Here is a 12,598-nt window from a genome sequence, read left to right on the forward strand (position 1 = left end):
TCAAGCGCGCCCGGCGGGCGGACCGCATTGTCAGACCCTGCGGCTACGGTCTGTAGGTATGGACGAACTGTCACCGCACGCCGCGCAGTTGCGGGCTGCGATGGCCGGGCCGCAGCCCGACGCCGACTGGTCCGGCGGCATCCGGTCCGCCTGCGCACACCTGACGCCGGGGGAACTGGGCGCGCTGCTGCCCGCGGCCCACCGCACCCTCGCCGACGAGAGCGCCCCGGACCACGCCCGCCATGTCGCCCGCGAAGTGACCGGGGCCGCAGTGCAGCCGTCCTTCACCGCCGCCGCTCTCACCGAGTTCTACGCCGCGCTGGCCGAGTCCCCGCGGCCCACCGATGTGCGCCATGCGGCCGGGGCGTTGCTGCGCTGCACGGAGCCATGGGATCAGGAAGCACTGGCGGAGCCTGCCGCCCTCCTCGTCCGGGCGGCCGGGCCGAAGGCCGGCCAGGCCGACCAGACCGCTGACGCCGCGCTGGCCGTGGCTGTGCCGGCCGGCCCGGAGGTGGAGGAGGAACTCACCGCGCGTCTGCGGGTGCTGTACGCCGACAGCCCGCTGCGGCTCGCGGAGCTGGAGGTGATGCTCGCGACCGGCGCCCGGGACCGGGTGATGCTCGCCGAGAACCCGCGGTACGGGCCCCTGCCGGGCGACTGGCCGCCACTGCCGGAGCGGTACACAGAGCCGTCCGAAGCGCTGCATGCCGGGCTCGCCCGCCGCGCCCTGTGCACCGCGGCCGGCCACCTCGCCGCCATCCATGCCGGGCGGATCCCCTACGCCGCCGACAAGGCCTTCACCCCGGCCGACACGGACACCCTCCGCCGCGCCGCCCGGCTGGCCCTGCGGCGTGACGAACCATGGGCCGAAGAGGTCTTCGCCACCCTGCTGCCGCAGGTCGCCGTGGCGCCCACGAGCGCCAGGACCCTTCCCTCGCAGAGCGTCTGTATCGCCCTCGCGCAGGCCGTCGAGGCCTACCCGACGCCCGAGGCCATCGCCGCCCTGCGCGAAGCCCGCAGGGTCGTACGGCATGCCGGCGTCAGCAAGAAGCTCGACCGCCTCCTGCGCTGCGCCGAACGCCATCTCGGCCGGCGGACCGAGGTCGCGCTCCGCCTCCCCGACCTCGGCTACGGCCCCGACGGGATCCGGCGCATCCCCTGCGGCAGCTGCACCGCCGTGCTCACCGTCACCGACGAAGCCACGCTGACCTGGGAAGGCGCCGACGGACGCGCCGCGAAGTCGCCGCCGGCGTCCGTCCGGAGTGCGTACCACGAAGAAGTCGCTTTCGCCCGGGACCTGTTGGGGAAGACCCGGGCTCAGGTGCGCACCCTGACAAGGGCGCTGGAGGGCGGCTTCGCCGAAGGGACCGTCCATCGCTACGACCGCTGGCGCGCCGCGCTGGCCGGGCACCCCGTGGCCCGGGGGACCGCCCGTCGCCTTGTCTGGGAGATCGAGTACGCGCCGGGGATGTGGCGGGCGGTGCTGCCCGCGGCCGGACCGCTGGACTTCCCCGAGCCCGAGCCCTCCGCCGCAGTCCGGCTCTGGCACCCCGCCCGGGCCACTCCTGCCGAACGGCGGACCTGGCGCGACCGGATCGCCGCACGGCACCTGCGCCAGCCCTTACGGCAGGCTTACCGGGAGCACTACCTGCCCGAGGAGTCCGGTCACGCCACCTCGATGTTCCATGGACACCTCGTCCGCATCGAGGCCGTCCTGGGCCTTGCCGTGCGTCAGGGCTGGAACATTGAGGACGAGGAACTCACCCTGTCCGTAGGGGACATGAAGGCCCGCTTCGGTGTCGCCGGGAGCCTCTACCCCGGCGCTTCGGGCTGGGCGGAGGCGCAGGACGTCTTCCTCCAGCGCGCCGACGGAAGCCCCCAGCGCCTGGACGGCATCGATGCCGTCCGGCTGTCGGAGATCCTGCGCTCCGTCGACCTCCTCATCAGCGCCGGCAGCTTCGCCTGGTGCGCCGGCCACGACCAGGACCCTGACACCTGGCACGCACGGAACCGTCTCTACGCCCAGCCACTCGGCCGGACCGCACGACTCCGCCGGGCGGCACTGCGCCGCGTGCTCGCCGGGCACATAGCCTCCGGTCGCATCGAGTTGGGCGACCGGCACCTCCATCTGGACGACTACGACATCCACTTGGCCACCGGCCGGGTGACCCAGGAGGGCGATCCGGTCGACATCGTTCTGCCCATCGGCCGGCGCGCCGTCCCGCTGCCGTACCTGCCGTACGACGAGGCGCTGTTGGAGCGAGTCGTCCACACGGTGGGCCACCTCCTGGAGAATGGTCCGGTTCCCCGCCGGTAGCGGGGTGGCCGGTCCGGTCCGTCGCCCTGTCCGGGATGAAGAGGGCGGCCAACAGGGCGGAGATCTCGGCGTTGCGGAACGGGCGGCAGCCTCGATGTGACCGTCGCGCAAGGCGTCCTTCCTGCGGGGAAGGCGATTTACCCCGCCAGAAGCGGAGCGTGATGAAACCGATAGCAAGCAATTCGTGAAGAGGATGTGAGAGTCGGTGTGATGCGTGGCACACTCCCTTCACCGGTCGCGAACGACGAGGGGGGCGAGCGGGGTGCAGCGGATTCCTGTGCGGTTCGGGGCGGAGTTACGCCGGCGAAGGATTGAAGCGGGGCTGTCGCTGGGAGAACTGGCGAGCCTGATCTGTTTTTCCAAAGGACACTTGAGCAAGATCGAGCGCGGTGTGAAGGCACCCAGCCACGATCTTGCACAGTTATGTGACAGCGCTCTCCATGCCGGCGGACAACTCAGCAGCCTGATTTCCGCACCCGAAGAGCGCAGTACCACTGTGACGCCGATGACCGAGGCGGATGTCGCTACGCCCTGGACATTACGGATGCACGCCGGCGGCGAGAGCGATTTCGTGGCATTCGACCCCGCGTCGCCCGGTGGCGGGGCCCATCCCTCCACCATTGTGAGTTGGTCTCTCGCGCCGCCTCTCCTCGAAAGCGGAGAGACGAATGCGGCATTGCCGTACTTCCGTAATGTCTTCGACGAGTTCCGCCGGCTGGGACAGCTCTTCGGGCCGTCGGTCGTCGCACAGCTTTGTATCGCGGCCACCAGTGCGCTGCGCGGCATGGCGCACCAGGCACGGCCCGCCCACCGCGATGACGTGCTCCGGCTCGCCTCCCGGTTCGCCGAGTACACCGGCTGGATGGCGCAGGAGGCAGGCAGCGATGCGGCATCGCTGTGGTGGACCGAACAGGCCGTCCAGCTGGCCGCGGACGGCGGTGACGACGAACTGGCCGCCTACGCCCTGATCCGACGGGCGGAACTGGCCCTGTACACCGGCGATTCGGTGGCCACCGTACAGCTGGCGCGACGGGCCGCACAGCAGGCCCGCAGCGCACGCATCCGCGGACTCGCCGCGCAGCGCGAGGCGCAGGGGCACGCGCTGGTGGGGGACCGCGACGCCTGCCGCCGGGCACTCGACCGCGGCGCGGAGCTGACCTCCGGTGCGATGACGCCGGACGGCGCGGACCCGGTCCTCGGCAGTATCCATCTGCCGGATCTGACGGCCTTCGTCGCCGGCTGGTGCCTGCACGACCTCGGCTCCCCGGCGGAGGCCGTCACTTTGCTCGGCGACGGTCTGGAGGCCATTCCGCCGGAATCCCGCCGCGCCAGGGCCCGATATGGCGCCCGGCTGGCGCTTGCACTGGCGAACGTCGGGGAAATCGAACAGGCCTGTGCGATCGCGGAATTGGTCGCTTCCCATGTTGCCCTCATCGACTCTGCCACCATCCGCGCCGATCTTCTGCGCCTGAGTCGCGCACTCAATCGTTGGCCAAAGAATCCGACCGTCCGTCGGACCCTTCCGCACCTCGCGATCGGTCTGCACACCCACCGGACCGGTCCGGGAACTCCGGCCTGACTTCTCGACCACCGGCCCGCACGGTACGGAAGGCCGCCCGAAGAACCGCACTCCCGCCGAACCCGTGGTGTTCCGTTGCCCGGCCAAAAGGCCGTGGGCAACACGTTGACCACGCCTGAAACCCCTGTGAATCTCGGCTTTATCCCCCTGTGCCCGCGACAGCCCGAGTAACCCGCACAGCACCCGGCTGCCGCAATCCACCGCTGTCCTCATGAGGAAAGGCAGAACAATCATGGCCGGAGTATTCATCAACTACCGGACCGGCGACGGTGCCGTGGCGGCTGTCCTGCTCGACGAGGAATTGAAGGATGTATTCGGACCGGAGAACGTCTTCCGGGACCGCCGCACCACTCCGCCGGGTGCGCACTTTCCGCCCGAGCTGTGGCGCCACCTCGAAAGCTGCGGGGTCCTCCTCGTGCTCATCGGCCCGAACTGGCTCTCGCTGTGCGACGCCGACGGCCGGCGCCGGATCGACGTACCGGGCGACTACGTCCACGACGAGATCCACCGTGCCCTCAGGTGGCGCAAGACCGTCATCCCCGTGCTGATCGACTCGGCCGAGCTCCCGTCCAAGGAGCAACTGCCCGCAGAGATCGCCGAGCTGACGGAACGACAGTTCATGCAACTACGGGTGCCGTACGCCCATCTCGACCTCCCCGTCATCACGGAGGCACTGCGCAGCCACGTACCGGTGCGCAGGACGGACCCGCGGCCGGCACCTCCCGCGGGCGGCCTCCCGCAGCCCGGCGCGCACTCCACCTACCACGACTGCGCCGTGAGCAACGGGAGCGGCAACGCCACCGTGAACCAGGGCCGCGACGCACAGAGCGGAGGCCGGCAGTGAGCGAGACCGAACCGGCCGGGCCGGTGGGAGAGGCGGCGGAGGTGCCGGTCGACGAGCCCGCTGCCGCCGCGGAGGAAACAGCGCAGCCCGCGGCCGAAGCCCCGGAGCCTAGCCCGGCAGGGCCATCCGACGGCACCGGGGCCACCGGCGCGGGCGCTGTGAACGACCCCGCAGCGGGCCACAACGGCGACAGCCGGCCATCGGCCCAGGAAACCGTCCGGGCAGCTCCCCGCCGGGAGACCGGCGACGGCGGCGACTTCACCCGCTACCAGGAGGCCCGGCAGCAGAACGCCCTGAACAAGCTCAAGCGCAGTGCGGTCGCCAACGGCAGCGGCTCCGCCTTCTACGCCGAGCAGCTGACCCTCGGCGGCGACAGCGGCGTCGAGATCCAGGTGCTGAACGTCGCCTCGCTGACCGTCGCCCAACAGCTGGACACCCATCAGGACGTCGACCAGCAGACACAGATGGCCGCCCGGCTCGCGGCCCAGCACGTCCTGGTGCTCGCCGGGCAGCCGGGAAGCGGCCGTCAGTCCACGGCTCTGACCCTGCTCGCCGGCTGCTGCCCCGACGACCGCATCAAGATCCTGCACAGCGAGGCCCAGGGCATCCTGCAGGCGCTGTGCCAACGCGCCGACGACCTGCTCACCCCCGGTGGCTTCGTGGTGGATCTGGACGATCAGCCGCTGAAGCTGTCGACGCTGGAGACACTCGGCCATCTCGCCCGCAAACACCGCGCCTTCCTCGTCATCATCGGCGAGCTGGGCCGGGTGGACCCCGACCGGCTGCGGCCCCACGCCTTCGAGCACCGGCGTCCGGACCCCGGCACGGTCCTGGCGGTACATCTGCGCAGACTGCTCGCGGGGCACCCCGGAGCATGCCCCCAGCAGGACTGCACCACCGAGCACACCACGGCATTCACCGCCCGGATGCTGGCGTCCCAGCAGGTGCAGCGCACCCTCGACGGGGCGCCGTCCGTGCGCAGCGTCGTCGAGTTCGCCGAGGTGCTGGCACAGAGCATCCACTCCGAGGACACCAGCCTCAGCGACATCATCGGCCAGTGGCGCGACCGGCTGCGCCGACTGGCCAAACAGCTGCTGCAGGTACCCGCCGAGACCTCGCACGGCCCGGTTCTGGATCCGCACCGCCAGGCGTTCCGTATCGCCTACGCGTTCTTCCACGGCCACCCGCTCTCCGATGTCTTCGAAGCCGGCGAAGTCCTCAGCAGGGCCGTGCTGCCGCGCTACGAGACCCGTGAACCGGCACCCACCAACCATGTCTTCGAGCGGGAACTGGACCAGCTGATCCCACAGGAGATGCGCGCCTCCGGCGACGCCATGTCCGGTGGCCGCACCGCTGACAACCCCCGGTGCGCCCGGCTGGTGGACGAAGAGCTGATGCACGCCGTCATCGAGGTCGTCTGGCACGACTACGACAGTCTGCGCGATCCCGTGCGTGAGTGGCTGACGGCGCTGGTCGCCGGGCCGCTGGAGCGGATCCGGGTACGGGCCGCGCACATCGCCGGGATTCTGCTCAGCCATGACTTCGACAGCGTCTACCGGGACTTGATACGACACTGGGCCCGGAAGTCCGCGGCCTACCGGCAGTCCGCCGCGCTGGCCCTGGAGATGGCCGCCCACGACCCCCGGATGGTGGGCCGGGTGCGGGCCCAGATCAGAAGCTGGCTGAGCAGCCCCCGGTGGGAGTTCCAGGACAGCGCGGCCCGCGCGTACGGCACCCTCGTCGGTGCCCAGGACGTCCCGGACACCCTCTGGGCGCTGCGCGAACTGGGCACCCGGCCGGAGCTGGCGTTCAGCAGCTCGGTGGCCTTCTCGATGTCCTGGCTCTACCTCGCCGGCGCCCCGGGCCCGACCGCCGACGCCCTGGACCGCTGGATCACCTCGGACAACGACCACCTGACCAAGCACGCGATCCGCACCCTGCTGATCCTCAGCCGCTACGGCGCCGGCCCGGACCGCCGCGACCGGCCCGTCCTCGCCGATACCGCCATGACCGACCAGGACCGTGCCGACGCCCTGGTCCGCCTGTGGCGCCACGCCCTGATGGGGCAGGACAGCTCGACGCGCGCCTGGGACCTGCTGCGGCGCTGGCTGCTCGCGGGGGACGCGGACAAGGAGCTGGCCGCGTTCCTGGAGGTCCTCGTCCCGCGCATCTGCGCCCGGCCGCTCTCCCTCCGCGCCGGGTTCTACCTCGGTATGTGGGCCGGCCGGCACCCGGACTCGCGCACCATTCGCCAGCTCCGGGACCAGCCCGCCAAGGCGGCCCCCGCTCCCGGCTCCGCGTCCTGACGACACCCGTACGAAGAGGAGACAGACCATGACAGAGCGCAAAGGACTCCGCACCAGGCTGCGCAACTGGTGGCGCCGGGTAACGGGCAAGGACGGTACGGAGCCCGCCGGCGCCCCGGAGACCGTCGGCGACCCGGAGAGCGAGGACACCCCGGCGCTCGGGCAGGCGGCACAGGCCGAGGTGGGCGTGGAGCTGCCGCCCGTCGAGGAGACGCTGTCGGTGGCGGCCAACGGAGATGTGTTCGCCTTTGAACTCGTCCCGCACTTCCGCTGGAGCAGCCGGGAGATGACGCTGGACGTCCTGCGCGAGCGCGCGGCGCTCCACGAGGAGGCGGCCCGCGGCAAGCTGCTGCGGCGCGCCTGGTCCGTCGCCCGCGACTGCGATCCCGGCGATCCGGTGGCCGCGGAGAAGGCCGTCAACAAGGAGCTGCGCGGCGGCTGGTGCTACCACGACGAGAAGGGCCTCATCCGGTGCCGCCCCTCGGTGCGGATGCGGATCGACCCGGCGCTGCGCGACCATGTGCTGCCCTTCCACCTCGCCGAGGTCCGGATGGAGCAGGAGCACCACCTCGGCAAACTCAAGGCGGACCAGGTCAAGGAACTCACCGAGCGCTGGCTGCAGGTGCTGAGCGAACTGGAGCTCCTCGGCACCCTCGGCGCGGCTGAGCGACGGCTCCTGGTGCCCTTCGCCGCGGCACTCGCCGACGAGGACTTCTTCAAGGTCATGCAGGCGCTCAAGAACACCCGCCGCAACGGCGCCGAGGCACTCGCCGACGTCCTCACGGCGGCGACCAAGCACCACGAGCAGGTGGGCCTGTTCGAGTACGCCAACGCCTACGACAAGGCACTGAGCGAATTCTGCCGCCAGATGGGGCTGAGCCCCTTCTCCTGGGTGGACACCGTGGGCGATGTCGAGGAGCTGGCACCGTGAACACCGCCGACATAGCAGCGACCCGGGCGATCCGCCGCCGGACAACGCCCACGATCGCCGGCGCCCTGGGAACGGCGCTCCTCGCCGGCCTCCTCGGCGCATGCGGCGAGGCACCACCCCTGGACGCCTGCGCCTGGATGAAGGACCCCGTCGACACCGCCGGCCGTACGGTCGTCCTCGTCGACGACTCCACCTCCGTACGCGGCCCGGCCGGCGGGCGCGACTACTCCCACAGCATCGGCGCACTGCTCACCTCGGTGGTCGAACGCAAGGACACGGTCTCGGTCGGCAGCTTCAGCGGCGACTCGGCGCAGATCACCTGGCTCGCCAAGGACCGCTCGACCGACTGGGTCAGGGACAACCACAACCCGATCAATCAGAAGAAGCGGAAGCACCAAGCGGCCGGCTGTCTGACCGACCTGGTGGGCAAGGCCGAGCGGGCCGTGCCCACCAGCGGCGGCAGCAATGTCCTTGCCGCCCTCACGGCCGGAGTGTCCTCGCTGGAGGGCGCACCGGGCAGCCGCAGCCTGCTGGTCCTGACCGACGGGCTCTCCACCACGGGCTGCGCCGACCTGCGCGCGGCCGCCTTCCGGGACAAGAGTGAGATCAAGGCCATCACCCGGGTCTGCGCCGCCCGGGACGAGACGCCGTCCCTGGCCGGAGTGCACCTCACGCTCGCCGGGCTGGGCCAGCCCGCCCCCGGCCAGCCCGCACCCACGGCAGCCCAGCGGACCTGGCTGAGCAGCCTGTGGCGCAGGCTGTGCGGCGCCGGCAACAAGGCCGCTCCCGGTACCTCCTGCACCCTCGCCCCGACGGCCATTGGCACGGCAGAGCGGGGCAGACCGCGGAAGAAGCCGCCCCAGGACCCGGCCGTCCACTACGCGCAGGACCGTCCGGAGACCTACGAACTCCCCGGTGCGGCGCTCTTCGACACCAACTCGTCCGCCGTCCGCCCCCAGGCCCTGCCCCTGCTCAACGATGTCGCGGTCAGCGCCCGCACCACCCCCGGCAGCAGAGTCGCCGTCTTCGGTTATGTCGACCCGCGTGGCCGGCCGGACAACAACCACCAGCTGTCGCAGGCGCGCGCGGACGCGGTGAAGGACGTCCTGACCGGACTCGGCGTGCGGCGGGTGACGGCACACGGGCGGGGCCTCCCCACGGGCTGCGCGAAGCAGAACCACACCGCCGGGGGCCGGATGTCCGCCGAGGACAAGCTGCAGTGCGACCGGCGCGTCGACATCGAAATCACCAGGAAGTGAGGGCGGCGGGCAGCGATGAACACCACCAACGGAAAGAACCGGGCGGGGCCTGCCGCCCGCTACCAGTCGGCGGTCGACTGCCCCGGCAGCGACCCCGCCTTCGTCGGACCGGACCTCAGGAAGCGGCCGTCCGCCAGGCCCGTGGACCAGACCGACAGCCGCGAACAGGCCGCCCTCATGCGCGCCTTCACCGACGCCAACACCGCGCTGACCGCAGCACAGCCCGGCCTCGGCACCGCGGCCACCGAGGCCGCCCGCACCTTCCAGGAGGCCCGGACGACCATCGAAGCGGCCGAGCGGTTCGTCGTCGCCCGCTCGTCCCAGCAGGCCCAGGAGCGCGTCAGAGAGTTGCACACCCGCCATGCCGATGACGGACCGGAGAGCCTGCGCCGCCCGCCGGCGCTCTGGCGACGTCTGCTGTGGCCCACCCTGGTGGCCTGCGTGGCCTTCGACACGATGTTCATCGGCACCCTGATGCAGCGGTTCTTCGGACTGGGAGAGACGGAAGCCGGCTACTACCTCGCCTACTTGCCCGGCTTCGGCGTCGCCGTCTGTCTGCTGGCCGCGGGCAGTCTCCTTGCGGAGTCCGTCTTCCGGCGGCGGACCCGTACCGCCCGCACGCTGGAGCGGACGCGCCGTGCTCCGGCCGCCGCCCTGCGCGAAGCGTTCTGGCCCACGAGCCCGCGTACGGAACGGCGGAAGGCCGGCGAACTGCCCTGGCCCCAGGCGGCCGGGCCGGTGCTGTTCACCCTGGCCCTCCTCACCATGGTCGGCATCTGGGCGCGGATGCGCGCGGCCGGCGCGGTGCGCGAGCATGTGGATCTGGCCCCGGACCAGAGCGCCGTCGTCATCCTCACCCTGGTGCTCAGCACCGCCGCGATCGTGGTCAAAGTGCTCGCCCACAACCCCTGCGCCGACAGCGACCGGGAGGCCCGGCGAGCCGTCGTCGACGCGGAGCAGCAGGGCAGAAAGCTGCTGGGGGCGGCGCGGCGCAGCCTGGTGGCGCACACCGAGACCTGGTGGCGGCTGCGGTCCACCGTCGAGACGGCGGCGAGCGACGCCCACCGTACGCTCGACGAGGCCTGCATCCGCATCGTCGAGGAGCGCGCCCGCACCGGTGTGGCCGGCAGCTACGACCTTCCACTGACCGCACCCGCCTGGCCCTACCCCGCCTCCGCACGCAACGGCGCCCGCCCGCCCACCGGAGACCGGGCGCCCGCCCGCCCCACACCGCCCCGGGCCCGCCTCGAACTCCTCGATCACGCCTACACGGTGCTCGCACGCTACGGCCCCGATCCGCTGGAGGACCGCCTCAACGACATCGCCGGCGATCTGAACACACAGTTCCGTGCCTCGCCCCGACCGCTCGCGGATCGAGCCGGAACGAAGAGCGCCGACGAGGACCGGGCACCCGAAGCGGCCTCGGAGCCGGAGGACGTCCCGGCCCCCGAGGAGAACCGGGCACCTGAGGGGGCCCCGGCACCCGGCCCTGCACCCGGCCCTGCTCCCGGCCAGCCACCCGGCCCGGAGCAGCCGCCCGGCGAGGACCAGGCACCCGTCGGGCCCCCTGCGGCACCCGCGGGGGAGTCCCGCGACACCGGCACGGACAACCGGCCGCCCGAGGAAGGAGGCCCGGCATCATGACCGCACAGCCGCCCCTGTGTGCGGAGGAAGTGAAACATCTGGAATTCCTGCAGGCCGTGATCGCCCGCCACGCCAACACCTCCTTCCTGGTCAAGAGTTGGGCCATGACCGTCAGCGGCGCCTTCATCGCGGTCGCCACCCGAGGGCCGAGCTGGAAGACGGCCGCGGTCGCCCTGGGACTGGCAGCGGGATTCTGGCTGCTCGATACCTACTACCTGCGCCAGGAGCGGAGGTTCCGCGGCCTGTACGAGAAGGTCGCCGACCGCGGGAGCCCGGGGGTGCCGCCGTTCAGCATGGACGCCGAGCAGCACGGCGGACCCGTGCCCTGGCGGGCCGTGGCGCTGTCCCGCACGATGCTGCTCTCCTACGGCGTCCTGGTCGCCATCGACACCATGACGGTCCTCTTCCTCGCCTGACCGCCACCGGTCCCGCGCACGGGTGGCCCGCGCCGCGGTTCACGTCCCCGCGGGCGGAACGGCGGTCCACGGCAGCAGCAGGCCGTCGCCCTCGGCGCGCGGCACGAGGTGGAGATGAAGATGGCGGACGGTCTGGGTGGCCGAGGGACCGCGTGAGGTGATCACATTGCAGTCCCCGGCCTCCGCCGCGAGTTCGGCGGCCCGCAGCATGGTGGCCGCCGACACCACCGGGTCCTCGGCGACATCGGCGACATGCACCCGGGGGATGACCAGCACATGCCCGGCGGTGACACCGCCATGACGAGGCCGGATGGCGAGGGTCTCCGGCCATTCGCGCAGCACCGTGGCCGGGGCCCGGCCGCACACGATAAGGCAGAAAGGGCAGCCGGGCCGCCGGGGAGTCCGCGGACGGGCGTCCGGCGCATCGTCCGCCACCTCGCGGAACTCCCCGTAACTGACCATCGATCCTCCGCAGGGGCGGGCCGGACGGGGCCGGACCGGTGTCACCGGGCCCACGGGCACATCCGCTGCCTCAATAATCGACCATGGGCTCCGCTCATGCGGCACTTGACCGTATTCCGGCCGTTTCGCCCGCCACCGGGCGCCCTCACCGGGCAGCCGCCGTCACCAGAGTTTGTCGATCTCGCCCGGGTACAACTCGATGCGGGAGTGCGGGAACGAGGAACGATGGCTCCGGCCCAAGGGCGAGAAGAAGTCGGCCATGGTGACCTTGTCGAAGCCGGGCCGGTCGCTGGGGAACGGGGCCAGGGGCGTACCGCCGATGAGCACCGCACCGGGCAGATGCTGCCAGCCCGCGCTCTCGTAGAACGGCTGAAGCGGCCGGTCGCAGGTGAACACGCCGATATCCAGGTTCATGGTGGCCATCGCCGCGTGGGCGGCCGTCACCAGACGGCGGCCGTGGCCCTTTCCGCGGGCGGCGCCACGGGTCACGACCGTGCTCAGGCCCGCGGCCCGGTACCGCTGTCCGGCGTGGACGAACTCCTTGGTGAGGATGTCCAGCGCGGCGAGCACCGTGGCATCGTCGACCAGCAGCATCGACACCGGCCGCAGTGCCGGGTCGTGGGCCCAGGTGGCGGGCGCCGACGGGGAGTCCGGCGGCCACGCCTCGTCCCGGAGCTCCGACACCTGCGTCTGCAGTGCGGGCGGGGTATCGGCTTCCGGGAACGTCATGAGAGGCACGCGCCCATTGTGACGGCGCCGTACGACGGAGTCCACGGGGTTTCCCGCACCGGACCGACGGGCCACAGGGCGCTCCGTCTCCAGGTTTCGGACCCGCATCGT

At 71.7% G+C, this 12,598-nt stretch carries 10 protein-coding genes; 8 read left to right on the forward strand and 2 right to left on the reverse strand.

Annotated features, from left to right (window positions below; translation table 11 throughout):
• The first annotated feature begins 58 nt into the window (after positions 1 to 58).
• The 8 genes from AB0C46_RS23255 (at position 59) to AB0C46_RS23290 (ending at position 11,296) form a co-directional block, all read left to right on the forward strand.
• Positions 59 to 2,317, forward strand: a complete 2,259-nt coding sequence (locus AB0C46_RS23255) for a DUF4132 domain-containing protein (protein WP_362829971.1) — start codon at positions 59 to 61, stop codon at positions 2,315 to 2,317.
• Between the two features lie 277 nt (positions 2,318 to 2,594).
• Positions 2,595 to 3,896: a helix-turn-helix transcriptional regulator gene (locus tag AB0C46_RS23260; RefSeq protein ID WP_362829972.1), complete on the forward strand. Its 1,302-nt coding sequence runs from the start codon at positions 2,595 to 2,597 to the stop codon at positions 3,894 to 3,896.
• 232 nt (positions 3,897 to 4,128) lie between these two features.
• Positions 4,129 to 4,740 (forward strand): toll/interleukin-1 receptor domain-containing protein, encoded by a 612-nt coding sequence (locus tag AB0C46_RS23265; RefSeq protein ID WP_362829973.1) that lies wholly within the window; start codon positions 4,129 to 4,131, stop codon positions 4,738 to 4,740.
• Positions 4,737 to 7,046: a hypothetical protein gene (locus tag AB0C46_RS23270; RefSeq protein ID WP_362829975.1), complete on the forward strand. Its 2,310-nt coding sequence runs from the start codon at positions 4,737 to 4,739 to the stop codon at positions 7,044 to 7,046. The genes AB0C46_RS23265 and AB0C46_RS23270 overlap by 4 nt, the downstream gene beginning before the upstream one ends.
• Before the next feature lie 28 nt (positions 7,047 to 7,074).
• Positions 7,075 to 7,977: a hypothetical protein gene (locus tag AB0C46_RS23275; RefSeq protein WP_362829976.1), complete on the forward strand. Its 903-nt coding sequence runs from the start codon at positions 7,075 to 7,077 to the stop codon at positions 7,975 to 7,977.
• Positions 7,974 to 9,236 carry an OmpA family protein gene (locus AB0C46_RS23280; RefSeq protein ID WP_362829978.1) on the forward strand — a complete coding sequence of 421 codons (1,263 nt, stop codon included), beginning with the start codon at positions 7,974 to 7,976 and terminating at the stop codon, positions 9,234 to 9,236. The genes AB0C46_RS23275 and AB0C46_RS23280 overlap by 4 nt, the downstream gene beginning before the upstream one ends.
• Before the next feature lie 15 nt (positions 9,237 to 9,251).
• The gene (locus AB0C46_RS23285) at positions 9,252 to 10,880 is read left to right on the forward strand and encodes a hypothetical protein (protein ID WP_362829980.1); all 1,629 of its coding nucleotides are present in this window, start codon (positions 9,252 to 9,254) and stop codon (positions 10,878 to 10,880) included.
• On the forward strand, positions 10,877 to 11,296 hold the full coding sequence (locus tag AB0C46_RS23290; protein WP_362829981.1) for a hypothetical protein: 420 nt from the start codon (positions 10,877 to 10,879) through the stop codon (positions 11,294 to 11,296). Before AB0C46_RS23285 ends, AB0C46_RS23290 begins: the two co-directional genes overlap by 4 nt.
• Before the next feature lie 39 nt (positions 11,297 to 11,335).
• On the opposite strand, the gene AB0C46_RS23295 is transcribed toward AB0C46_RS23290, so the two are convergent.
• On the reverse strand, positions 11,336 to 11,758 hold the full coding sequence (locus AB0C46_RS23295; protein ID WP_362829982.1) for an HIT domain-containing protein: 423 nt from the start codon (positions 11,756 to 11,758) through the stop codon (positions 11,336 to 11,338).
• A 162-nt stretch (positions 11,759 to 11,920) separates the two neighbouring features.
• Positions 11,921 to 12,487, reverse strand: a complete 567-nt coding sequence (locus AB0C46_RS23300; RefSeq protein WP_362830080.1) for a GNAT family N-acetyltransferase — start codon at positions 12,485 to 12,487, stop codon at positions 11,921 to 11,923.
• Positions 12,488 to 12,598: the final 111 nt, after the last annotated feature.

The sequence above is a fragment of the Streptomyces sp. NPDC048637 genome, from assembly GCF_040650675.1.
Taxonomy (GTDB): domain Bacteria; phylum Actinomycetota; class Actinomycetes; order Streptomycetales; family Streptomycetaceae; genus Streptomyces.

Coding starts and splice junctions, on each gene's coding strand:
- AB0C46_RS23255 (WP_362829971.1), top strand. CDS start 59: ATGGACGAACTGTCACCGCACGCCGCGCAGTTGCGGGCTGCGATGGCC.
- AB0C46_RS23265 (WP_362829973.1), top strand. CDS start 4,129: ATGGCCGGAGTATTCATCAACTACCGGACCGGCGACGGTGCCGTGGCG.
- AB0C46_RS23275 (WP_362829976.1), top strand. CDS start 7,075: ATGACAGAGCGCAAAGGACTCCGCACCAGGCTGCGCAACTGGTGGCGC.
- AB0C46_RS23285 (WP_362829980.1), top strand. CDS start 9,252: ATGAACACCACCAACGGAAAGAACCGGGCGGGGCCTGCCGCCCGCTAC.
- AB0C46_RS23290 (WP_362829981.1), top strand. CDS start 10,877: ATGACCGCACAGCCGCCCCTGTGTGCGGAGGAAGTGAAACATCTGGAA.
- AB0C46_RS23295 (WP_362829982.1), bottom strand. CDS start 11,758: ATGGTCAGTTACGGGGAGTTCCGCGAGGTGGCGGACGATGCGCCGGAC.
- AB0C46_RS23300 (WP_362830080.1), bottom strand. CDS start 12,487: ATGACGTTCCCGGAAGCCGATACCCCGCCCGCACTGCAGACGCAGGTG.